The following is a 23454-nucleotide window of genomic DNA, read 5'->3' as shown; positions in this document are numbered from 1 at the left end:
AAACCCAGGAAATATTTACGATCGGACCTGCCGGGCCGGAGCCCCGCGGTTCCACGCCCAAGGACTAGCACCAAGGCGTTAAACAGCGCGTTAACTGGGAACGCCCCCGGTGGACTGAAATCGCATTCGATGCGGCCGCCCCCTCCCGCTTGACTTCATCCGGCCCGTCGCGCCACGGTCCCGGCCGGTCCCGCCGGTTCGAGAATTCCCCTGATGGCTCCGCATTTTACCGTTATCCGCGACACCACACCGGACTCCGCCATTGCAAGGGGTGCCGTGGTCGCCATGGGCAATTTCGACGGCGTTCATCTCGGCCATCGCGCCGTGATCGCCGCAGCCCTGGAAATGGGCAGGATACATGGCCGCCCTGCTCTGGCATTGACCTTCGAGCCGCATCCGCGCCGGTTTTTCAGCCCCAACACCCCGCAATTCCGCCTGACGGACGAGCGTGCCAAGCTGCGGCTTCTGGCCGGCACCGGACTTGCCGGCGCCGTGGTTATGACCTTCGACAAGTCCCGCGCCGGGACCAGCGCGCAAGACTTCATTCACCATGACCTGATCGGTCGCCTGGGCATCGGTGGAATCGCCGTCGGCTACGACTTCCATTTCGGCAAGGGTCGGGTCGGCTCGCCGAGCCTCCTGGTCAACGAGGCGCCCCGGCTCGGCATCGAGGTCGACGTGCAGCCGCATGTCGATATCGACGAGCGGCCGGTCTCTTCCAGCGCGATCCGGATCGCGCTCGCCGAAGGCCAACTCGACGAGGCCACGGCCATGCTCGGCGCGCCCTGGTTCATCACCGGCGAGGTCATCCACGGCGAGAAGCGCGGCCGCGACCTCGGATATCCCACCGCCAACATCCGCCTCGATGCCAATTGCGGCCTCAAGCACGGCATCTATGCGGTGCGAGTCGGCCGCGGCGCGGAGCGGCTCGACGGCGTGGCAAGCTTCGGCCGCCGCCCGACCTTCGATAACGGCGCACCGCTGCTGGAAATCTTCCTGTTCGACTTCAAGGGCGATCTTTACGGACAGACGCTCGACTGCGCCTTTATCGGCTTCATTCGCGAGGAGCTGAAATTCGACAGCCTGGAGGCCCTGATCCGCCAGATGGACGACGATTCTGCCCGCGCCCGGGCCATGCTCGACGCCGCCCCGAACGCGTTTCCGAGGCTTGGCGCCATCGATTGAGGTCGGAAATCGGCGCGCCGAACCTTTTGCGCTTCCTCCGCCCCCCTGCTATGGAGAGCCATGTTTGCGCGGCGCATCATAGGGATTAGCGGCCCGGCTTCCGCCTGAGCCTTCGGCTCGGCGCAAGACCGGGATGTTGTCGTTTCACCCGCGATTCCGCATCGCCATCCGTTCCCGCGCCCTTCCGAGCCAGTCAGCCTCATGTCCGACAAGTCCCAAAAATCCGAAGCTAAAGACTATTCGAAAACCCTGTTCCTGCCGCAGACCGAATTCCCGATGCGCGCCGGCCTGCCGCAGCGCGAGCCGGAGCTGCTGAAATACTGGAACGACATCGGCCTTTACGACAGGCTGCGCCAGGAAGCCCAGGGCCGCGCCAAATTCGTGCTGCATGACGGCCCGCCCTACGCCAATGGCAACATCCATATCGGGCACGCGCTGAACAAGATCCTCAAGGACGTCGTGACCAAGAGCCAGCAGATGCTTGGCTTCGACTCCAACTATGTGCCCGGCTGGGACTGCCACGGCCTGCCGATCGAATGGAAGATCGAGGAGGAGAATTACCGCTCCAAGGGCAAGCAGAAGCCCGACTTCCGCGACTCCGCCGCGATGGTGGCGTTTCGCAAGGAATGCCGCGCCTATGCGACGCACTGGATCAACGTGCAGCGCGAGGAGTTCAAGCGGCTCGGCATCATCGGCGACTGGGATCATCCCTATCAGACGATGAGCTATCCGGCCGAAGCACAGATCGCCCGCGAGCTGATGAAGTTCGCCGCCAACGGTACGCTGTATCGCGGCTCCAAGCCGGTGATGTGGAGCGTGGTCGAGAAGACCGCGCTCGCCGAGGCCGAGGTCGAGTACGAGGACTACACCTCCGACATGGTTTGGGTGAAGTTTCCCGTCACGTCCCCGGCACATGGTGCGCTCGCCAATGCTTCGGTCGTGATCTGGACCACCACGCCCTGGACACTGCCCGGCAACCGCGCGATCTCGTTTTCACCGAAGATCGCCTACGGCCTCTACAAGGTGACGGATGCGGCCGCGGACAATTGGGCGAAGACCGGCGATCTCCTGATCCTGGCCGATGCGCTCGCCGCAGAGGTGTTCAAGCAGGCGCGCGTCACGGCCTATGAGAAGGTGCGCGACATTCCCGGCGATACGCTGGACGCCGTGGAGTGCGCCCACCCCTTGCGCGGCCTCGATGGCGGTTACGAGTTCATCGTGCCGCTGCTCGCCGGCGAGCATGTCACCGACGATACCGGCACCGGCTTCGTGCACACCGCGCCGAGCCACGGTCGCGAGGACTTCGACGTTTGGATGGCCAACACCCGCGAGCTCGATGAGCGCGGCATCTCGACGGCTATCCCCTACACTGTCGACGAGAACGGCGCCTATACGGCGCAGGCCCCCGGCTTCACCGGCAAGCGCGTGCTCAACGACAAGGGCGAAAAGGGCGATGCCAATGAGGCCGTGATCAAGGCATTGATCGAGGCTGGCAAGCTGCTCGCGCGCGGCCGCCTCAAGCACCAATACCCGCATTCATGGCGTTCGAAGAAGCCGGTGATCTTCCGCAACACGCCGCAATGGTTCATCGCGATGGACAAGGACATCAGCGACGATGGCCACGCCAAGAAGGGCGATACATTGCGGGCCCGCGCGCTGCATGCGATCTCGGTCACGCAATGGGTGCCACCGTCGGGTGAGAACCGCATCAACGGCATGATCGCCAATCGTCCGGACTGGGTGATCTCGCGCCAGCGCGCCTGGGGCGTGCCGATCGCCGTGTTCGTGCGCGAGAAGAGCGACGGCTCAGCCGAGATCCTGCAGGACGAGATCGTCAATCAGCGCATCACCGAGGCCCTCATGGAGGAAGGCGCCGACGCCTGGTACATGGAAGGCGCCCGCGAGCGCTTCCTTGGATCACGCGCGAAGGAAGACTGGAAGAAGATCGACGACATCTGCGACGTCTGGTTCGATTCCGGCTCCACACATGCTTTCGTGCTCGAGGATCGCCAGAACTTCCCGCAGCTCGGCAACATCGTCCGCAAGGTCGACGGCGGCAACGACACCGTGATGTACCTGGAAGGCAGCGACCAGCATCGCGGCTGGTTTCACTCGTCGCTGCTGGAGAGCGCCGGCACGCGCGGCCGCGCGCCCTATGACATCGTGCTCACCCACGGCTTCACGCTCGACGAGAACGGCCGCAAGATGTCGAAGTCGATCGGCAACACCGTCGAGCCACAGAAGGTGATCAAGGATTCGGGCGCGGATATCCTGCGCCTGTGGGTCTGCGCCACGGACTATGCCGACGACCAGCGCATCGGCCCGGAGATCCTGAAGAACACCATCGAGACTTACCGCAAGCTGCGCAACACCGTGCGCTGGATGCTTGGAACGCTGGATCACTACAAGCCGGCCGACGCAGTCGCGCACGCCGACATGCCTGAGCTCGAACGGCTGATGCTGCACGAGCTCGCGGTCCGTGCTGCCGTCGTCCGCAAGGCCTATCAGGAGTTCGACTACAAGACCGTGGTCGCAACCTTGTCCGCCTTCCTGAACAGCGAGCTCTCGGCGTTCTATTTCGACATCCGCAAGGACACGCTGTATTGCGATCCGCCGTCCTCTCTGACGCGCAAGGCGGCGCTGACCACGATCGACCTGTTGTGCAGCTCGATCCTGAAATGGCTGGCGCCGATCCTCAGCTTCACCGCGGAGGAAGCCTGGCGCATGTACAGGCCCGACGCCGAGCCCTCGGTGCACCTGACGCTATTTCCGGAGAACCTCGAAAGCCTGCGCGACGACAAGCTCGCCGCGAAATGGGAAGCGATCCGCAACGTCCGCCGCGTCGTCACCGGTGCGCTGGAGCTCGAACGCGCCGCCAAGAACATCGGCTCGTCGCTGGAGGCATCACCGGTGATCTATGTCGCCGACCGCGACATGCTGGCGACGCTGTTCGACACCGACCTCGCGGAAATCTGCATCACCTCGAATTACGAGGTGCGCGAGGGCGAAGCGCCGGCTTCCGCATTCCGTCTCGATGCCGTTCCAGGCGTCGCTGTCGTGGTGGAGAAGGCGGTCGGCACCAAATGCGCCCGTTCCTGGAAGATTTCGCCGACGGTGGGTGAAGACCCCGAATATCCCGACGTCACCCCGCGCGACGCCAAGGCGCTGCGCGAATGGAAGACGCTGGGGGTCAGCATCTAGCTCTCACCGTCGTCCTGGCGAAAGCCAGGACCCATTCCACCGCCGCCAATTGCGACGAAGGCTGATGACCACAAGTCTTTCAAACAACGACCGCCTCGGAGTATGGGTCCTGGCTTTCGCCAGGACGACGGCGGAGCGTGTTGTGGTCGACTGCCCATGACCCCGCTCCGCGCCGGCATCCTCGCGGCCCTGGTCACCCTCGTGGCCGACCAGGCCTCAAAGCTCTGGCTGCTGAACGTGTTCGACCTCGCCCGTCGCGGCGCGGTGAGCGTGACGCCGTTCTTCGACCTGGTGCTGGCCTGGAACATCGGCATCAGCTTCGGCTGGCTCCAGAACGACGGCCAGGCTGCGCAAATGGCGCTGATGGCCGTGAAGGTCCTCGCCGTGGTTGCGCTGGCGATCTGGATGGCCCGTTCGCACACCCTGCTGGCAACCATCGCCCTCGGCCTGATCATCGGCGGCGCCATCGGCAACGGCATCGACCGCCTGGCCTATGGCGCGGTGGTCGATTTCGCCCTGTTCCACGTCGAGATCGGCGGAAATACCTATAATTGGTACGTGTTCAACCTCGCGGACGTGGCCATCGTTGCTGGCGTGGCGGCGCTATTGTATGATTCCTTCCTGGGGGTACCCGCCGCAAAAGCGCCCTGATCCCGGCCGATACGGACCGGCAGGCGGAACCTTGCTTTTGCGAGGGATTATGCGGCGCGAGAGCGGCAAACTGCCACAATTTGGAACAGGTACAGTGATGCGCAGCTCGAAGACCAGCAGTTCGATGGTTGGAGACCCCCGGCAGGCGTTCTGGCGGGCGTTGAGATTGTCCGCTGTCGCGCTCGGCATCGGTCTCGTCATGTCGGCTGGCGCCGCCCGCGCCGGTGACGACGGCGAGGACGATGACGACATGACCTTCGAAGAGAAGCTCATCGACAATCTGATGTCGGGCATCGGCGCCAAGAGCATGGAGAAGAAGGGTATCGAATACCGCGAGCGGTCGCCGCTGGTGGTACCGCCCAAGCTTGACCTGCCGCCGCCGGCCGGGACCGAAGCCAAGAACGCACCGAACTGGCCGAAGGACCCTGACGAGAGACGTCGCAAGGAGGCCATCGCGCAGCGGAAGAAGGCCGTCAAGGCGACGGAGAGCTGGCAGGCAGGGCGGGCGTTGTCACCCGCCGAGATGGAGGTCGGCAGGACAGCCGCACCCGAGCGCACGAGCAATGATCCTATTCAGCCGGGCACCAACGGCAACCCGTCGCTCAGCCCCGCCCAACTCGGCTTCACCGGCGGTCTGTGGGGCATGATGTCGAACAACAAAGGCGAGGCCAAGCAATTCACGACCGAGCCGCCGCGCCAGTCGCTGGTCGAGCCGCCGCCCGGCTACCAGACGCCGTCACCGAGCTACGCCTACGGCGCCGGAGAGGACAAGACACGGCGGACCTATTTCGACATCATGTCCGGCAAGGACAAGGAACAATAGCTCTCCTGTCCCTCGCGATATTCCCACAGACGCGGTCCCGCGCCGGCGGCTCGTACCCGCGGGACGCTGTCTTGATTGCTTATCAGTAACTTGCGCCCGAGTTGAGTTCTCTGCTTCGTGACGCGAAGCGTTTGCCGCACGGTGTACCATGCCGTGCCTCCGAGCCGGACATCCGGGCTCGGCCTTTCATAAGGATCATGATGTCCTCTTACCGATCGGCTGCCTGCCTCCTTGCCGCGCTGCTTTCGACGAGTGTCCTGACGGCCGGCGCATCCCTTGCGCAGACCACGGTGACATCGGCCCCGCCCGCCAGCTTCACGCTCGGAAACGGCATGCAGGTCGTGGTAATTCCGGACCACCGCACCCCCGTCGTCACGGAAATGATCTGGTACAAGGTCGGCTCGGCGGACGAGACGCCGGGCAAGTCCGGGCTCGCGCACTTCCTCGAGCACCTGATGTTCAAGGGCACATCGAAGCATCCGGTCGGCGAATTCTCCCAGACCGTACTCCGCGTCGGCGGCAACGAGAACGCCTCGACCTCGGTGGACTACACCAACTATTACCAGCGAGTACCGAAAGAGCAGCTGCCGAAGATGATGGAGTTCGAGGCCGACCGCATGACCGGCCTGATCCTCAAGGACGAGAACGTGCTGCCCGAGCGCGACGTCGTGCTCGAAGAGTATAACATGCGCGTCGCCAACAATCCGGACGCGCGGCTGAACGAGCAGATCATGGCCGCGCTCTATCTCAACCATCCCTACGGCCGGCCGGTGATCGGCTGGCACCAGGAGATCGAAAAGCTCGATCGCGAGGATGCGCTCGCCTTCTACCGCCGCTTTTACGCTCCGAACAACGCGATCCTGGTGATCGCCGGCGACGTCGAGCCCGCCGACATCCGCCCGCTGGTCGAGCGCAATTTCGGCTCCATCCCGGCCCAGCCCGCAATCCCGGCGCGCCGCGTCCGCCCGCAGGAGCCGGAGCCCGCGGCGCCGCGCACCGTGACCCTGGCCGATCCGCGCGTCGAGCAACCCGGCTTGCGGCGATACTATCTGGTGCCCTCGGCGACCACGGCTGCGGCCGGCGAAAGCGCGGCCCTCGACGTGCTGGCGCAGCTGATGGGCAGCGGCAGCAATTCCTATCTCTACCGTGCGCTCGTGGTCGACAAGCCGCTCGCGGTCTCCGCCAGCGCCAGCTATTCGAGCATCTCGCTCGACCCCACCCAGTTCGCGATCTCGGCTTCGCCCAAATCCGGCGTCAGCTTCGCCGAGGTCGAGCAGGTGGTCGACGGCGTCATCGCCGACATCGCGCAGAATCCAATCCGCGCCGAGGATCTCGAGCGGGTCAAGACTCAGCTCATCGCCGAGGCGATCTACGCCCAGGACAACCAGGCGGTGCTGGCGCGCTGGTATGGCGGCGCGCTGACCACGGGCCTGTCGGTCGAGGACATCCGGAGCTGGCCAGATCGCATCCGCGCAGTTACCGCCGAGCAGGTCCGCACCGTCGCGCAGAAATGGCTCGAGAAGAAGCGCTCGGTGACGGGCTATCTGATCAAGGACACCGCGACCACAAAGCGCGAGGAGAAGCGTTCGTGACTTATCCCTTCCTTCGACGCATTGCATTCTCCTTTGCCACCGGCGCAGCACTCGCGCTCGCTGCGGTCTCTCCGTCACGGGCGGCTGCAAAGATCCAGCATCTGACCTCACCGGGCGGCATCGAGGCCTGGTTCGTGCAGGATGCAACCGTGCCGCTGATCGCCATGGAATATTCCTTTGCCGGCGGCTCGGCCCAGGATCCCAAGGACAAGTCGGGCGTCGCCAATCTGGTCGGCGATCTCCTCGACGAAGGCTCCGGCGATCTCGATTCCAAGACCTTCCACGAGCGGCTCGACCGCCGCGCCATCGAGCTCTCCTTCAGCGCCACCCGCGACACGTTCCGCGGCAGCCTGCGCATGCTGCGCGACAACAAGGACGAGGCCTTCGACCTGCTGCGGAGCGCGCTGACCTCGCCGCATTTCGAAACCGCCGATGTCGAACGCATCCGCTCGCAGGTGATCTCGGGCCTGCGGCGCGAGACCACCAACCCGACTTCGCTCGCGAGCCGCAAATTCCTGGAGGTCGCCTTCGGCGATCATCCCTATAGCCGGCAATCCAACGGCAATCTCGACAGCGTTCCGACCATCACGGTGGCCGACATGAAGGATTATGTCGGCCGCGTGCTCGCCAAGGACTCGCTGAAGATCGCGGTGGTTGGCGATGTCGATCCGGCCACGCTCGGCAAGCTGCTCGACCACACGTTTGGCAGCCTGCCCGCCAAGGCCAACCTCGTGCCGGTCTCCGACGTCGAGGCCGCCAAGCCGCCGCAACGCGCCTTCGTGACGCTCGATGTGCCCCAGACCGTGATCACCTTCGGCGGCCCCGGGGTGAAGCGCAGCGATCCGAACTTCATGGCTGCCTATGTCGTCAACCACATCCTCGGCGGCGGCGGGTTGTCCTCGCGGCTCTATCGCGAGGTGCGCGAGAAGCGTGGCCTGGCCTATTCGGTATTCGAGTCGCTGCTCTGGATGGAGCATTCGGCGGTCTTCATCGGCAATACCGGGACCCGTGCCGACCGTGCCGGCGACACCATCGATGCCATCGACAAGGAAGTGCGCCGGATCGCCGAGGAAGGCCCGACGCAGAAGGAGCTCGACGAGGCCAAGTCCTATCTCAAGGGCTCACAGATGCTGGCGCTCGACACCTCCTCGAAGCTCGCGCAGGCGCTGCTGCAATATCAGCAGGACAAGCTGCCGATCGACTATATCGAGAAGCGCAACGCCGTCATCGAAGCGGTCACCATGGACGACGCCAAGGCGGCCGCAAAGCGCCTCTGGGGCCAGGGCCTCCTGACCGTCGTCGTCGGCCGCGCTCCGCAGGCCGCGGCGCAACCAGCCGCCGCACCGGCGACGAAGTCGAACTGACGTCGTCCGTAGGCTTCCTGAATGGCCGGGCTCGCCCGGCCATTTGCATTTCGGGCGCCATTGCCGAACTTGGGCGGCCGGGATATGTCCGGGCATCACGAATGGTGCCACCATGCTGCGGATATCCCGCGATCTCGCCATTGACGAGGACGACATCGAGATCAGCTTTGTCCGCGCCTCCGGCCCGGGCGGGCAGAACGTCAACAAGGTCGCGACCTCGGCGCAATTGCGCTTCGACACCCGCAAACTGACGCTGCCGGAGGATGCCGCGTTGCGCCTCGCCCGGCTCGCCGGGCAGCGCATGACCAAGGACGGCGTCATCGTGATCCAGGCGCAACGCTTCCGCACCCAGGAGCGCAATCGCCAGGACGCCATCGACCGGCTTACGGAGATGCTCGGCGAAGCCATGATCCGGCCGAAGCCGCGGCGCGCGACGAAGCCGACCTTTGGCTCGAAGCAGCGCCGGCTCGAGGGCAAGAAGCGCCGCAGCGACATCAAGTCGAAGCGCGGGCGCGGTTTCGACGACTAGCAGACACAGCAAAAGAACTCCGGCCGCAGGGCGACCAGAGTTCTGCCGTTTCACTCCATTGGCTAGTAGCGCTTGCCCGTGGCTGCACCGCCCGTCGCGGAATCGTCGGTGGTCCCTCTGTGCGCAGCACTGCCCGTCGTGCCAACCGTGCCCCTGGTACCCTTCGTCGGCTTCATGCCCGTCGTCTCGCCCGCCGCGCCCGGCTGGGCGCTCATCTCCTCGTCGCCGCTGCCCATTGTGCTGCCTTGCATGGGTTTGCTTTGCACGGTCCCGCTAGGCTTGGCGCCGGACGACGTACCTTGCGCGAGAACGGGTGTCACAATGAGGGCCGAGACGGCGCATGCGATTGCAGAGGTCTTTAACAACTTCATCCATTTCTCCTGGACTTTCGCGATGATCGGTTCGGCGGCTTGATGCGCCGTCCGCCTGAGCCGAACCAGTCCATCGCGTTACGAGCTCGAACGGCGCGGCCGTGATGCAATCTGTCTCGTGTGGTGATCGTTTAGGGATTTGACGGCGGTTTCGCGGAATTGTCCTCCGCATATGCGGCAGCGCGGAACAACGCTGCCCGCGCGCATCTCCACACGCAGCGAAACAGCCCGCTACTACCACGGCTTGTTTTGCTGCGCCTAGAATTTGCGCACGCTGAATTGACGTGGATGGGCGGACTTTTGACGATGCGCGCGATCGTGCTGGGGTTGTGCACCGCGATGGTGCTGGTGGTGCAGTTGGCCGAGGCGCAAATGCCCTTGCCGGCTGCAAAGCCGCCGGATGGCGCGACACTGTTCAAGCAGCAATGCGCGGTGTGCCACACCACGAACCTGTCAGAACCGGTGCGGCAGGGTCCGCCGCTGGTTAGGATCGTCGGGCGTCTCGCCGGAAAGGTCGAAGGCTTTCACTATTCAGAGCCCCTCGCAAAAGCAGCCTTTGCCTGGGACGAGACGAAGCTCGATGCCTGGCTGACCAATCCGCAAGCGGTGATTCCCGGCGTCGTCATGGTCTACCGGCAGGCGAAGCCGGAGACGCGCGCCGCCATCATCGCCTTTCTTAGGGAGCAGCACTGAATGGCGAAGCCGGTCCATTCCATGATCCGCGCACTCGACGAGGCGCGCTCTCTCGACTTCTACCAGCGGGCCTTTGGCCTGGAAATCACCGACCGTCTGAAGTTCGCAGACTTTGTCTTGATCTATCTGCGGCACCCGTCCTCACCCTTCGAGGTGGAGCTGACGGTCAATTTCGATCGCAAGGAACCGTATGCGCTCGGCGACGGCTACGGACATCTAGCCGTGGTGGTCGAGGATCTCGATGCCGAACATGCCCGCTTCGAGCGCGAGAAGCTCGCGCCGGGCCAGCTGCGTGACTTCAAGCACGACGGCAAAACGCTAGCGCGCTTCTTCTTCGTCAGTGATCCCGACGGCTACAAGATAGAGGTGATTCAGCGCGGCGGACGTTTCAACTAACCAAATCAAAAATCAAGATCAACGGAGGAATGCCATGAGAGAAGTCGATCGTCGAAGCAAGCACAGCCGCCGCGTCTTTCTCAAGGGCGCCGCGACCGCCGTGCCGGTCGCGGCAGTCGCGGCCAGCGTCGCCGTCAGCGTCGAGGGCGCATGGGCCGACGAGACCAGTGCGCTTTCGCCCACAACGATGAAGACGCTGCTGAAGGTCGCGCGCGATATTTATCCGCACGACGTCCTCGGCGACAGCTATTACATCACCGCGATCAAGCCGTGGGACGGCAAGGCGGCGAAGGACGCCTCCGTCAAGTCGCTGATCAGCGACGGCATCACACGGCTCGATCAGAATGCGCGTGATCGCCACAAGGTGGCTTACGCCGAAGTGCCGTGGGAAGCCGACCGCGTGGTGCTCCTGAAGGAGATCGAGCAGAGCGAGTTCTTCCAGAAGGTGCGCGGCGACCTCATCGTCTCTCTTTACAACCAAAAAGAGGTCTGGCCGCGGTTCGGCTACGAGGGCTCCTCGGCCGAGCACGGTGGCTACATCAACCGCGGCTTCGCCGACATCGACTGGCTGCCGAAGGCTTGAGGTCCACCCAACGGTTCAGGAGAACGCATATGGCAAAATTCGATCTGAACGACTCCAGCGTTGTGGTGATCGTCGGCTCCGGTGCCGGCGGCGGCACGCTGGGTAACGAACTCGCGCAGAAGGGGATCAAGGTGGTCATCCTCGAAGCGGGCCCCCGCATCGAAAATCAGGACTTCGTCAACGACGAGTGGGAGAGTTTCTCCCAACTCGCGTGGACCGATGCCCGCACCACATCGGGAACATGGCGCGTCGCAAAAGACTTCTCGGGTCTTCCCGCCTGGATCGTCAAGGCGGTCGGCGGCTCGACCACACACTGGGCCGGCGCATCGCTGCGGTTCGAGGAGCACGAGTTCAAGGTGAAGAGCACCTACGGTAACCTTCCCGGCGCCAACCTGCTGGACTGGCCGGTCACGCTTGCCGAGATGGAGCCGTGGTACGCCAAGGCCGAGAACAAGATGGGCGTGACCCGCACCAACGGCATTCCCGGACTTCCCGGCAACAATAACTTCAGGGTGATGGAGGCCGGTGCGAAGAAGCTCGGATACAAAACGGTGCATACCGGCAACATGGCGATCAACAGCCAACCGCGCGATGGCCGCGGCGCCTGTCAGCAGATCGGCTTCTGCTTTCAGGGCTGCAAATCAGGCGCGAAATGGTCGACGCTCTACACCGAGATCCCTAAGGGCGAGGCGACCGGCAATCTCGAGGTCCGCCCCGCGAGCATGGCGGTCAAGATCGAGCATGACGCGGGGGGCAGGGTCACCGGCGTGGTGTACGCCGACGAGACTGGCGCGATGCAGCGCCAGAAGGCCCGTATCGTTGCGGTGGCCGGCAATTCGATCGAAAGCCCGCGGCTGCTGTTGAACAGCGCATCCACGATGTTTCCGGACGGCCTCGCCAACTCATCGGGCCAGGTCGGCCGCAACTACATGCGCCACATGACCGGCAGCGTCTACGCCGTGTTCGAGAAATCGGTGCACATGTATCGCGGCACCACCATGGCCGGCATCATCCGCGATGAGGCCGCAAATAATCCGAAGCGCGGCTTCGTCGGCGGCTACGAGATGGAGACACTATCGATCGGCCTGCCCTTCATGGCGGCGTTCCTCAATCCCGGCGCCTGGGGACGTCCATTCACCGCGGCGCTCGACGGCTATCCGCGGATGGCCGGGATGTGGCTGGTCGGCGAGGACATGGCGCAGGAGACCAACCGCATCACGCTCGATCCTGTCGTGAAGGACAACTTCGGCCAGCCGGTCGCAAGCGTGCACTTCGACGATCATCCCAACGATCTCGCGATGCGCGCGCACGCCTACAAGCAGGGCGCTGCGGTCTACGACGCCGTCGGCGCCACCGTGAGCTATCCGACACCGCCCTATCCGAGCACGCACAATCTCGGCACCAACCGGATGAGCGACAAGCCGCGAGACGGCGTGGTCAACAAGTTCGGCCAAAGCCACGACGTCAAGAACCTGTTCGTCTCCGACGGCAGCCAGTTCACCAGCGGCGCAGCCTGCAATCCGACGCTGACCATCGTCTCGCTCGCGATCCGGCAGGCGGATTACATTGCGGGTGCGATGCAGAAGAAGGAGATTTGATCCAATCTCGTTCGTCCTGGCGAAAGCCAGGACCCATTGCCCCAGGAAGGAGTTCGGCGAAGGCTCGTTGTTCGGGACCCATACCGCCCATCGCTGATGGATTCCGCGGTATAGGTCCTGGCCTTCGCCAGGACGACATCGGGGCTATTCCGCCGCATCGAGGATGGGCGCGACCGTCGTCTTGAACGTCTGCACCGGCGCTGTCGCCTTGGCGCGGTAGATCAGGCAGGAGCAGCGCAGCAACGAAGCGAGGTTGTTGACCTCGCCGTGATGGTCGAGCACCTCGGTGTAGAGCGTCGTCAGGAACTTGCCGACGCTCATGTTCTCCTTGGCCGCGATCTCCTCCAGCGTGTCCCAAAATGCCATTTCCAGACGGATCGAGGTGCAATGCCCTCCGATCCGCAACGAGCGGGTCTGGGATTCGTAGTCGCGTTGGGGCTGGTGCGCGAAGAGATGGCACATGGCGTCCTCCCGTCCTGTTGCCGTTTTTTCACGATGCTACACCGCAGCCCGGTACCCCACAATCGGGACCAGCACCGGAGATTGATCCATCCCAGTTGCGCGATATTCTCGAACGTCCAATCTCTTCAATGCGATAGACAGCCCTTTTCCCCAGCCCGCCATGTTCCTGTTGCCCAGCACACGCTTTTGACGCAACACGGCCTAGAATATCGCTGTCAGCGAATCCAGGTCGAAGCCCAAGTTTCATGCCCGTCCGCCAATTGCCCGAACAGGTCGTCAACCGCATCGCCGCCGGCGAGGTGGTCGAACGTCCCGCGAGCGTGGTCAAGGAGCTGGTCGAGAACGCCATCGATGCCGGCGCGAGCCGGATCGACGTCTTTACCGATGGTGGCGGGCGCCGGCGGATCGGCATCACCGACGACGGCAGTGGCATGACCGCCAGGGACCTGTCACTGGCGGTCGAGCGTCACGCCACCTCCAAGCTCGACGACGAGGACTTGCTGCAGATCCGCACGCTCGGATTCCGCGGCGAGGCGCTGCCCTCGATCGGCTCTGTGGCGCGGCTCGCCATCACCACGCGGCATGCCAGCGAGCCGCACGCCTGGGCGCTCAATGTCGAGGGCGGCGAGAAGTCCGAGATCATGCCGGCGGCGCTCGCGCACGGCACGCGGGTCGAAGTCAATGACCTCTTCTACGCGACGCCGGCGCGGCTGAAGTTCTTGAAGACCGACCGGACCGAGGCCGAAGCGATCCGTGAGGTGGTGCGGCGCCTCGCGATGGCGCGGCCGGAAATCGCCTTCACGCTCGCGGGCGAAGAGCGCGCCCCAGTGACCTGGGCTGCGGCGCTGCCCGGCGTCGCCGGTCGCCTGACTCGTCTCGGCGACATCCTGGGGCCAGAGTTCCGCAGCCATGCCATCGAGGTCCATGCCGAGCGCGAGGGCGTAATGGTCGCCGGCTATGCCGCAGCGCCGGCGCTAACCAAGGCCAACGCGCTCGGGCAATATCTCTTCGTCAACGGCCGCCCGGTGCGCGACAAACTGATCTTAGGCGCGGTGCGCGGGGCCTATGCCGACTATCTGCCGCGCGACCGCCATCCGGTGCTGGCGCTGTTCGTCACGCTCGATCCGCGCGAGGTCGACGCCAATGTGCATCCGGCCAAGACCGAGGTGCGGTTTCGCAACGCCGGCCTCGTCCGCGCGCTGATCGTGCACGGATTGAAAGAAGGGCTTGCACGGGAGGGCCGGCGTACGGCTGCCAACAGCGGCGAGAGCGCGCTGTCTTCGTTCCGCCCCGCATTCACGCCGCGCCCGGCAAGCTGGGACTGGCGCCAGTCGCCATCCGCCCCAGTCGCGCCGATGCCGTCATTCGACGGCTCCGCCGCACCCGCGTTCGCCGAGCGCACACAGGCCGCGTTCGACGTCGGTGCGCCCAGTGCGGATGTGCGGATCGAAACGCAGCCCGCCGGCGATCTCGTCGACCGTCCGCTCGGCGCTGCGCGCACCCAGATCCACGAGACCTATATCGTCTCGCAGACCCGCGACGGCTTGATCATCGTCGACCAGCACGCCGCGCATGAACGCATCGTCTACGAGCGGCTGAAGGCCTCGCTGGCCGCAAACGGCGTGCAGCGGCAGATCCTGCTGATCCCCGAGATCGTCGAGATGGACGAGGCTACGGTGGAGCGCCTGCTCGAGCGCAGCGAGGAGCTGGCGTCGTTTGGCCTCGCGATCGAATCCTTCGGCCCCGGCGCGGTTGCGGTGCGCGAGACGCCGTCGCTGCTCGGCAAAACCAATGCAGGCGGGCTCCTGCGCGATCTTTCCGAGCACATGGCCGAGTGGGACGAGGCGCTGCCGCTGGAGCGCCGCCTGATGCACGTCGCCGCCACCATGGCCTGTCACGGCTCGGTGCGCGCCGGCCGCAGGCTCAGGCCCGAGGAGATGAACGCCCTGCTCCGCGAGATGGAGGAGACCCCGAACTCCGGCCAGTGCAATCACGGCCGCCCGACCTACGTCGAGCTGAAGCTGAGCGACGTGGAGAAGCTGTTCGGGCGGAGGTAATTCGTAGGGTGGGTTAGCCCTGCAGATGCGCAAAGCGCATCTGCTCAGCGTAACCCACCAACTTCGTCCCACGTGCGCGGCAAGGTGGTGGGTTACGCCTTCGGCTAACCCACCCTACGAACCGATTGTGAAGTTACGGCCGCTTCAAAAACACGAACTCCGTGTCGTCATACGCGCGCCGCTCCAATTCCTCGAACCCCTCAGGCGTCACGAACCGCGCGGACTTTGCCTCTTCCACCACGAGCAGCGCGCCCGGCGTCAGCCAGCCGCCGTCGCGCAGGCTCGCAAGCGCCTTCTCCGCAAACCCCTTGCCATAGGGCGGATCGAGGAACACCAGCGAGAACGGCTCGACCGGATGCGCGGGCCCGAGATCGGTCGCATCGCGGCGATAGACTTTTGTCACGCCACCAAGGCCCAGCGTCTCGACATTGTTCCGCAGCAGGGCGCGCGCTTCCGCGCCGTTGTCGACGAACAGCGTGAATTTCGCGCCGCGTGACGATGCCTCGACGCCCAGCGCGCCGGTGCCGGCGAAGAGATCGAGCACGCGCGCATCCGCAATCGGATCGCCATAGGCGTGCACGAGGATGTTGAACACGGACTCACGCAGGCGGTCCGCCGTGGGGCGGATGTCGCGCGAGGACGGTGAGGCCAAATTGCGCCCCTTCAATCGACCGCCGACGACGCGCAACGTCAGTCCTCCTTCGGCGCCAGATCGCGCTTGCCGTGATAGCCGCGTTTGGGACGGCGCGGCGGGCCGTAGCCGCTCGCCTCAGCCTCGTTGCGCTCGCGCGCTTCCTCACTGCCGGTGCGTTGCACCAGCACGCGGCGGCCCTTGCGGTCGTTAATCACGCCGCGCTTGCTCGCGGGCTTCTTCTCGCGCGGCGCGTCGTCTCCCTCATGCGAGGCAGATTTCTGCGGCACGTCGAACTGCGCGCCCGATTTCTCGATGATCTTTTCGCCGAGCTGGTCGCGCAGCACGCGGGACTTGATCTCCTCGACCTGGCCTTCCGGGACCTCGCCGAGCTGGAACGGGCCGTAGGAGACCCGGATCAGCCGGTTCACCTCGAGCCCGAGATGGGCGCAGACGTTGCGCACTTCGCGGTTCTTGCCCTCGCGGATCGCAAAAACCAGCCAGACATTGGCGCCCTGGTCACGCTCCAGCGTGGCGTCGATCGGACCGTATTTGACGCCCTCGATCTCGATACCGTTCTTGAGCACGTCGAGCTGCGCCTGCGTGACGTCGCCATGGGCGCGGACGCGGTAGCGGCGCAGCCAGCCGGTGTCCGGCAGCTCGAGCGTGCGCGCGAGCCCGCCATCATTGGTGAGCAGCAGCAGGCCTTCGGTGTTGAAGTCGAGCCGGCCGATCGAGATCAGCCGCGGCAGGCCTTCGGGCAGATTGTCGAACACGGTCGGACGCCCCTCGGGGTCGTCATGCGTCGTCATCAGGCCGCGCGGCTTGTGATAGAGGAACAGCCGCGTGCGCTCACGCTCCGGCAACGGCTTGCCGTCGATGGTGACGACATCGTTCGAGGTGACGTCGAGCGCAGGCGAATTGATCACCCGGCCGTTGACGCTGACGCGGCCCTGCGTGACCATCTCCTCGGCATCGCGGCGCGAGGCGAGGCCCGCACGCGACAGCACCTTGGCGATGCGCTCGCCGGCCTTCTTCGGCTTCGGTGCTTCGTCCCGGCGCGGGCGGCCTTCGAAATCCCGATCACGGTCGCGATAGGCGCCGCGACCGCCGAAGGCGGGACGCTTCTCGAAGATCCTGCTGTCATCCTCGTTTTCACGGCGCGGACGATCGCCAGAACGAGCTTCGCTGCGGGGATGCTCGTGCCAGTCGGAGCGGCCCTCGGAGCGCTCGCGCGGACGATCGAATTTCGGGCGATCGCCGCCGCGATCGAACCTGGGACGATCATCGCGTGGCCGATCAAACTTGGGCCGATCGAATTTGGGCCGCTCGCGGAACGGACGATCACCCGATGCACGATCGTCGCGCGAACGCGAAAAGCGCGGACGGTCTTCGCCGCCGCCTTGCCGATCATCGCGCTTCTGCCAGCGCTTGTCCTGACCGCGGTCGCTGCCGCCAAAATCCTTGCGCGGGCCCTTGCTGAAGTCTTTGCGCGGCGGCCGATCGCCGCGCGGAGCCGCATCGCGCTTCTGCCAGGGTTTCGAATCGCTGCGGTCGCTGCGATTGCGGTCTGGTGCCCCGCGCGAAAACTTCCGCTCGCCGTCGAACTTGCGTTCCGGACGGTCGCCACGCGGCGCGTAAGGTCGCTTGTCGCCAAACTTCGCGTCACCGGTTCGGCCGGCCGGACGGGAATCGTCGCGATCCCTGCGCGGCGGACGGTCATCACGCCCATAGGACGGGCGATCACCGCGCGGCTTGAACGGCCGCTTCTCGCCATCGCGCGAGGGGCGATCAGAAGATGGGCGGTCGCCACGGGGGTTGAACGGGCGCTTCTCGCCGTCGCGCGACGGACGATCGGAAAACGGACGGTCTTCACGCGGCTTGAAGGGACGATCACCGCGCGGCTTGAAGCTGCGCTCGCCACGATCCTCGCCGCGCGGCCGGTCTTCGCGCGGCCGGTCTTGGCGATTGAATTTCGGACGGTCGCTGAAGTCGCGGCGCGGGGCATCACCGTCCTCGCGGCGACGAACCGGCCGGCTGTCGCGGTCGCCGCGGGGCGGGCGGCTGTCGCCCTTGCCCTCGAAGCCGCGCTTGGCGAACTTCTTCTCGGGGCCCCGCGCCTTGCCGGAACGGCCGCCCTTGGCCGGGCCGCGATCACGACGGCCGCGGGAATCGTTGTCTTTGTCGCTGTCGCGAGGCATGAATAATCTCACTCAGGGGGTGGCCAGAAAGCATTGTGCGCGCTCGTCTCGAGCCGCATGCTCAGGCAAATTCGGTAAGCACTTCTGCTGAAGGCGCAGCTACTAGCAGGTTTCTCGCGATGATACGAGGCTTGAAAGCCCCCTCTTTCATGGATTTGGCGCTCAAAACGGCCGAAAACGCCGGAAAGGCGGGCGAAGTTCCGATCGGATGCGTCGTGGTCCGCAATTACGAGGTCATCGCCACCGCGGCGAACCGGACGCTGACCGATTACGACCCCACGGCTCATGCCGAGATCGTTGCGCTGCGCGAGGCGGCCAAAAAAATCGGCAGCGAGCGCCTGGTCGACTGCGACCTCTACGTGACGCTGGAGCCCTGCACCATGTGTGCGGGCGCGATCTCGTTTGCAAGGGTGAGGCGCCTGTATTACGGCGCCGCCGATCCCAAGGGCGGCGCGGTTGAATCAGGCGTGCGGTTCTTCACCTCGCCGACCTGCCATCACGTCCCGGATGTCTATTCCGGGGTCGGCGAAAGCGAAGCGGCGCGGCTGCTCAAGGACTTCTTCCGGGAGCGGCGCTAAGGCGCGGCAAAGAACTCGCGCAGCGCCTTGGCGGTGACGTCGGGGTTCTCCTCGGTGAGGAAGTGCCCCGAATCCACCGGCATGCCCGCGACGTTGGTCGCCCATTGCTGCCAGATGTCGAGCGGGGTGGCGGCGGCTTGCGCCACGCCGGCGTTGCCCCACAGTGCCAGCATCGGAATCGTGATCTTCTTGCCGGCTTCGAAATCGGCCTTGTCGAGATCGTAGTCGAAATAGGCGCCGGCGCGATAATCCTCGCACATCGCGTGGACGCGGGCGGGATCGCGGAACGGGGCGATGTAGTGTTCGAGCGCACGCTCGTCGATCGCATCGAGCGTCTTCGAACGGGTCTGGCTCGCCATCTTGAAGCGCAGGAAGAACTCGCCGTTGCTCGAAATCAGCGTCTCCGGCAACGGCGCGGGCTGCGCCAGAAAAGTCCAGTGATAGATCTTCAGCGCGTAGGCGCGGTTCATCCGCTCCCAGTAATTATAGGTCGGCAGGATATCGAGCACCGCGAGCTTCGACAGCCGGCCCGGATGATCGAGCGCCAACCGATACGAGACGCGGCCGCCGCGATCGTGGCCGGCGAGCGCGAAGTGCACATGGCCGAGCTGCTCCATCGCCTCGACCATCGCCTTGGCCATCGCGCGCTTGCTGTAGGGGATGTGCAGCGCGTCGCTCTCGGGCATGTCGGACCAGCCATAGCCGGGCAGATCGGCGATGATCAGCGTGAACCGGTCGGCCAGCTGCGGCGCGACCCGGTGCCACATCACGTTGGTCTCGGAGAAGCCGTGCAGCAGCAACAGAGGCGGTCCCTTGCCGCCGACGCGGGCGAAGATGCGGCCGAAGGAGGTGTTGATCCATTCGGAGGCGAAGCCGGGATAGAGGTCGGCGAGATCGGACATCTTCTGCATCCTTATCTAGTCAGCGCTGGATCTGTTCGGTCTTGAGAATGCCCCAAAACAAAAAGTCGAAAAACAACCCCATGCACAGTAGCTAAGTCCAACAGCCGCCTACACAATTTTGGAGTGCCCACGGCGCGGCCGCACATTGCGCCCGGATACGAAAAAACCCTGTCAGCTCTTGGACTTCTCGGCTTCCACCGCCTGCCAGCCGATGTCGCGGCGGCAGAAGCCTTCCGGCCAGTTGATGCGGTCCACGGCCTGATAGGCGCGCGCCTGCGCCTCCGTCACGGTCTTGCCGAGCGCGCAGACATTGAGCACGCGGCCGCCATTGGCGAGGATGGCGCCGTCCTTCTCGACCGTGCCGGCGTGGAAGATCTCGGCGGTCTCGACCTTGGCGGCGTCATCGAGCCCCTCGATCCGCGTGCCTTTCTGATAGTCGCCGGGATAGCCCTTCGCCGCCATCACCACCGTGAGCGCGGCCTCCGGATGCCAGCGCAGGTCAAAGTTCTTCAGCTGCCCGTCGCAGGCGGCGAGGAAGGCCGGCACGATATCCGACATCATCCTGAGCATCAGCACCTGGCACTCGGGATCGCCGAAGCGCACGTTGAACTCGAACAGCTTTGGGCCCTGCGTCGTCAGCATGATGCCGGCGTAGAGGATGCCACGGAAGGGCGTGCCGCGCTGCTTCATGCCTGATACCGTCGGCAGAATGATCTTGGCCATGATCGCGTCATGGATCGCCGGCGTCACCAGCGGCGTCGGCGAATAGGCGCCCATGCCGCCGGTGTTCGGACCGACATCATGGTCGAACACGCGCTTGTGGTCCTGCGCGGACGCCAGCGGAATGGCGGTCTCGCCGTCGCACAGCGCGAAGAAGCTGATCTCGCGGCCCGGCAGAAACTCCTCGATCACGACCTCGGCGCCGGCCTCGCCAAAGGCGCCCTCGAACATCATGGCGATGGCGTCCTCCGCCTCGCGCACCGACTTGGCGACGACGACGCCCTTGCCGGCGGCAAGGCCGTCGGCCTTGACCACGATCGGCGCGCCCTGGCTCTGGACGTAAGCACGCGCATCGGCGGCATTGGTGAATCGCTTGTAGGCGCCGGTCGGAATGCCGAATTCGGTGCACAGCGCCTTGGTAAAGCCCTTCGAGCTTTCGAGCTGGGCCGGGATCCTGTCCGGCCCGAACGCCTTGATGCCGGCGGCGGTGAGGTCATCCACGATACCGGCCGCCAGCGGCGTCTCCGGGCCGACCACCACGAGCTCGACCGCATTCGTCTTGCAGAACGCGATCACGGCGGCATGGTCGGCGACGTCGAGCGCCACGCATTCCGCCTCGCGCGCGATCCCGGCATTGCCCGGCGCGCACCAGAATTTGGTCACCAGGGGAGAGGCTGCGATCTTCCACGCCAGGGCATGTTCGCGGCCGCCGGAACCGAGCAGGAGAATGTGCATCGAAGGCTCAGAATGAGGGGTTTTGCTGGGGGCGGAGGTCGCACGAATCGGGGTGGGGCTCAAGGGGCTGGCCGCCGAACTTCCCGCCATTCTGCGCTGCCACTTGGGGATGCACGCTGGAATTGATCATGCCGCGCCATGCGCACCGGTTGGCGACACTCACCAATTATTTCACTTTTCGGCGGAATACGAACATTGCCGAAGCTGCTACTGTCCTCACCCGGTCGTGAATTACCAAGAGCGGTCGCCTCTTTAAGTCTAATGGCAATCCCAATACCTATTGCTACTGAGATATAGTGGTGAAGACGAATGCTCTTGGCTTATCCACGCTTCCATCAAGCCTTTCCAATGTAGCAACAACCCGATTTTCACGTATCCAAGTTGAAAACGCCTTCGCTTGTAGGCGATTAATATACCCAATGCACTCGCCCGAAGAGCGCACCATCACAGCATTAGGGTCAACCGGGTTGTTTGGCTCAGGCGCGAGTTCAACGTCTCGTCCGATGACTAGGGGGTGCTGCAACTTGTGACGATAATGGCGATGTCCGGCCAACTCCACGAAGAGTTCTCTCGGCCCCTCAGTCTCTAGGTATTCATCGACCAAAGAGAAGCCGTCACTTGGTAGTTTGCCTTCTGTGATCGATAAGAGAGCAAAATCAGATAGTGTGATGCTTGGGTCGACGTGAAATCCCGCCATGTAGTCGGAAAAGTCGGTTCGTGACCGAGGGGGTAATCTTCTCAAGAACGGTGAGATCACGCTATTGGTGTAAACGTGTTTGCTCGGTGCGAATGCCGGATAGCCCCTGTAGCCCAGACTCAACAACTCCTCGATCTTGCGGGAGTCATTTAGTTTTGAAAATTCATCCGCATTGAAATAGCGAAACGTATAAATGCCATCGGACAAACTGAGTTCGCCCACCGCCCATCGAAATCGCATTTTGAATTGGTCGGGAGCTTGCCACGCCAATATCAATCTGTGCGGTTCTCTGACGTGCTGAATGCGTTTTTCCACTTCAGACGCCGATCGCATTTGCGAGAGCATCTTGTCTTGCCCTCAGTTGTTGGCAAACGAAATTTGCCCTGTCATCATTGAACCGCACGGGCGCTTCGAACTGTGCGCACCAATTCACTATTTCATCAATATTCGAAGTAGCCAAGCGAATCATACTTCTCGCGGCGGTGCCAGCGTCTGCGCTGGACTGGGCAAGCGATTTGCACAATTCAATATGGCGCCCCCCTGTGCGGGCATCCTGTTCCCAACTGCAGTGGTGAGTTCCTTTGTTAAGATAAGAGGTCATTCGAGCCGGGAGCCATTCATCTTTAATCTGCGCGTCGGAGTATTCGTACCCAAAACTCGTCCCATTGTCGAAGACGGGAGCCAATTCCAAGTCAATCTCTTCTGGCTGGATGCGCTTAACGAGAAAGCCCCAGTTTTGTGGATGTCTGTCGGTATTTCCAATCAATGCGTCGAACGTCATCGTGTGAGCCCACCACTCGCTCGGCGATTGCGTTCCTATCGTCGAGCATATTCGCATATACGTCACCCGTTTTCTCCGTCTGTAGCGGAGCGAGCGCGAAGGTATTCGGCAAACCTGCCTAACTCTTCGCGGTCTTTGGACGAGAGCTTGGCCGCCTTTCTCGCAAGGTGAGCGACATCGACCGGCAAAGCGGACGCAAATTCATCTTCCCCGGAGAAATAGCTGCTTGGTTGTTTATAAAGTTCTGACAGCTTCTTCAATTCAAGCGCTTCGACTCGTCGCTGGCCGGTTTCAATTCCTGTGATAGCTGTACGCGTAACAGCAAGATGCCGCGCAACTTCATCCTGTGAGAGGCCCAAGTATTCTCTTGCTTGGCGGAGACGCTCTCCAATTCGGCGCCGTTCGGCGTCGGTATCGCGATTGGATGGAGCCATCACGATCTCTCTCCGCGAGGGGTATGATGCCTATCCCATTCCTTTTTGATACGGGGCAATAGCTGGCGCATAGCGCTGTCGATGGAGCCATAGCCGCCGTACTGAACGACGCTATCTTTCACCTCAAAACCCAACAATTCGTCTAGCCGACATAGAGTAGAGACGACCCGTAACGAATCGAGTTCAACAGATGAATGCGAAAGCGCGGACTCGTCAGTGGGCAAAACTCTCCCGGACAAGGCTGCATCCTCTCTCGCCACCCTAACCAAC

At 63.8% G+C, this 23454-nt stretch carries 22 protein-coding genes; 13 read left to right on the top strand and 9 right to left on the bottom strand.

Annotated features, from left to right (window positions below):
* The first annotated feature begins 213 nt into the window (after positions 1 to 213).
* From ABIC03_RS23745 to arfB, 7 genes are all read left to right on the top strand, one after another.
* A complete protein-coding gene (locus tag ABIC03_RS23745) occupies positions 214 to 1185 on the top strand; it encodes a bifunctional riboflavin kinase/FAD synthetase (protein WP_275172428.1) in 972 nt (323 codons plus the stop codon).
* Between the two features lie 201 nt (positions 1186 to 1386).
* Positions 1387 to 4386 (top strand): isoleucine--tRNA ligase, encoded by a 3000-nt coding sequence (gene ileS / locus ABIC03_RS23740; protein ID WP_354061522.1) that lies wholly within the window; start codon positions 1387 to 1389, stop codon positions 4384 to 4386.
* Positions 4387 to 4542: 156 nt separating this feature from the next.
* A complete protein-coding gene (lspA, locus tag ABIC03_RS23735; protein ID WP_199198057.1) occupies positions 4543 to 5037 on the top strand; it encodes a signal peptidase II in 495 nt (164 codons plus the stop codon).
* A 97-nt stretch (positions 5038 to 5134) separates the two neighbouring features.
* Positions 5135 to 5860, top strand: coding sequence for a hypothetical protein (locus tag ABIC03_RS23730; protein ID WP_354062016.1), 726 nt, complete (start codon positions 5135 to 5137; stop codon positions 5858 to 5860).
* A 197-nt stretch (positions 5861 to 6057) separates the two neighbouring features.
* Positions 6058 to 7452, top strand: coding sequence for a M16 family metallopeptidase (locus tag ABIC03_RS23725; protein WP_473304537.1), 1395 nt, complete (start codon positions 6058 to 6060; stop codon positions 7450 to 7452).
* On the top strand, positions 7449 to 8816 hold the full coding sequence (locus tag ABIC03_RS23720) for a M16 family metallopeptidase (protein ID WP_354061518.1): 1368 nt from the start codon (positions 7449 to 7451) through the stop codon (positions 8814 to 8816). The genes ABIC03_RS23725 and ABIC03_RS23720 overlap by 4 nt, the downstream gene beginning before the upstream one ends.
* 112 nt (positions 8817 to 8928) lie before the next feature.
* The gene (gene arfB / locus ABIC03_RS23715) at positions 8929 to 9345 is read left to right on the top strand and encodes an alternative ribosome rescue aminoacyl-tRNA hydrolase ArfB (RefSeq protein WP_354061516.1); all 417 of its coding nucleotides are present in this window, start codon (positions 8929 to 8931) and stop codon (positions 9343 to 9345) included.
* 62 nt (positions 9346 to 9407) lie between these two features.
* On the opposite strand, the gene ABIC03_RS23710 is transcribed toward arfB, so the two are convergent.
* Positions 9408 to 9716, bottom strand: a complete 309-nt coding sequence (locus ABIC03_RS23710) for a hypothetical protein (RefSeq protein ID WP_354061514.1) — start codon at positions 9714 to 9716, stop codon at positions 9408 to 9410.
* A gap of 306 nt (positions 9717 to 10022) precedes the next feature.
* Here ABIC03_RS23710 and ABIC03_RS23705 point away from each other — a divergent pair, with 306 nt between their 5' ends.
* From ABIC03_RS23705 to ABIC03_RS23690, 4 genes are read left to right on the top strand one after another with little or no spacing between them, the layout of a single operon-like run.
* Positions 10023 to 10409: a c-type cytochrome gene (locus ABIC03_RS23705; protein ID WP_275172522.1), complete on the top strand. Its 387-nt coding sequence runs from the start codon at positions 10023 to 10025 to the stop codon at positions 10407 to 10409.
* The gene (locus tag ABIC03_RS23700) at positions 10410 to 10805 is read left to right on the top strand and encodes a VOC family protein (RefSeq protein WP_275172421.1); all 396 of its coding nucleotides are present in this window, start codon (positions 10410 to 10412) and stop codon (positions 10803 to 10805) included.
* A 34-nt stretch (positions 10806 to 10839) separates the two neighbouring features.
* The gene (locus tag ABIC03_RS23695; protein WP_354061512.1) at positions 10840 to 11388 is read left to right on the top strand and encodes a gluconate 2-dehydrogenase subunit 3 family protein; all 549 of its coding nucleotides are present in this window, start codon (positions 10840 to 10842) and stop codon (positions 11386 to 11388) included.
* Positions 11389 to 11417: 29 nt separating this feature from the next.
* A complete protein-coding gene (locus ABIC03_RS23690; protein WP_354061510.1) occupies positions 11418 to 12986 on the top strand; it encodes a GMC family oxidoreductase in 1569 nt (522 codons plus the stop codon).
* Between the two features lie 144 nt (positions 12987 to 13130).
* Here ABIC03_RS23690 and ABIC03_RS23685 read toward each other — a convergent pair whose 3' ends face one another.
* Complete coding sequence (locus tag ABIC03_RS23685) at positions 13131 to 13448, bottom strand: ribbon-helix-helix domain-containing protein (protein ID WP_354061508.1); 318 nt, start codon at positions 13446 to 13448, stop codon at positions 13131 to 13133.
* Positions 13449 to 13693: 245 nt separating this feature from the next.
* Between ABIC03_RS23685 and mutL the strand changes: the two genes are divergently transcribed.
* The gene (mutL, locus tag ABIC03_RS23680; protein ID WP_354061506.1) at positions 13694 to 15505 is read left to right on the top strand and encodes a DNA mismatch repair endonuclease MutL; all 1812 of its coding nucleotides are present in this window, start codon (positions 13694 to 13696) and stop codon (positions 15503 to 15505) included.
* Between the two features lie 133 nt (positions 15506 to 15638).
* Here the strand turns inward: mutL and rsmD are convergent, their stop codons facing one another.
* Positions 15639 to 16193 (bottom strand): 16S rRNA (guanine(966)-N(2))-methyltransferase RsmD, encoded by a 555-nt coding sequence (gene rsmD / locus ABIC03_RS23675; RefSeq protein WP_354061504.1) that lies wholly within the window; start codon positions 16191 to 16193, stop codon positions 15639 to 15641.
* A gap of 2 nt (positions 16194 to 16195) precedes the next feature.
* Positions 16196 to 18337 carry a pseudouridine synthase gene (locus ABIC03_RS23670; RefSeq protein WP_354061502.1) on the bottom strand — a complete coding sequence of 714 codons (2142 nt, stop codon included), beginning with the start codon at positions 18335 to 18337 and terminating at the stop codon, positions 16196 to 16198.
* Positions 18338 to 18456: 119 nt separating this feature from the next.
* On the opposite strand from ABIC03_RS23670, the gene ABIC03_RS23665 reads away from it, so the two are divergent.
* Entirely contained in the window at positions 18457 to 18915 is a 459-nt protein-coding gene (locus tag ABIC03_RS23665) for a nucleoside deaminase (protein WP_007596901.1), read from the top strand.
* Here the strand turns inward: ABIC03_RS23665 and ABIC03_RS23660 are convergent.
* The 5 genes from ABIC03_RS23660 to ABIC03_RS23640 all read right to left on the bottom strand — a co-directional run bounded on the left by ABIC03_RS23660 (position 18912) and on the right by ABIC03_RS23640 (position 23184).
* Positions 18912 to 19817, bottom strand: a complete 906-nt coding sequence (locus tag ABIC03_RS23660; protein WP_354061500.1) for an alpha/beta fold hydrolase — start codon at positions 19815 to 19817, stop codon at positions 18912 to 18914. The two genes, ABIC03_RS23665 and ABIC03_RS23660, sit on opposite strands and share 4 nt — an antisense overlap.
* A 171-nt stretch (positions 19818 to 19988) precedes the next feature.
* Complete coding sequence (gene purD, locus ABIC03_RS23655; RefSeq protein ID WP_354061498.1) at positions 19989 to 21272, bottom strand: phosphoribosylamine--glycine ligase; 1284 nt, start codon at positions 21270 to 21272, stop codon at positions 19989 to 19991.
* 283 nt (positions 21273 to 21555) lie between these two features.
* Positions 21556 to 22284: an HIRAN domain-containing protein gene (locus ABIC03_RS23650; protein WP_354061496.1), complete on the bottom strand. Its 729-nt coding sequence runs from the start codon at positions 22282 to 22284 to the stop codon at positions 21556 to 21558.
* Position 22285: 1 nt separating this feature from the next.
* Positions 22286 to 22750: a hypothetical protein gene (locus ABIC03_RS23645; protein WP_502916945.1), complete on the bottom strand. Its 465-nt coding sequence runs from the start codon at positions 22748 to 22750 to the stop codon at positions 22286 to 22288.
* Positions 22751 to 22812: 62 nt separating this feature from the next.
* Entirely contained in the window at positions 22813 to 23184 is a 372-nt protein-coding gene (locus tag ABIC03_RS23640) for a helix-turn-helix domain-containing protein (RefSeq protein WP_354062011.1), read from the bottom strand.
* Positions 23185 to 23454 lie beyond the last annotated feature (270 nt).

This window comes from Bradyrhizobium sp. RT6a (genome assembly GCF_040547675.1).
In the GTDB taxonomy this organism is placed as follows: domain Bacteria; phylum Pseudomonadota; class Alphaproteobacteria; order Rhizobiales; family Xanthobacteraceae; genus Bradyrhizobium.
This window is presented reverse-complemented; position numbering and strand designations above follow the sequence as displayed.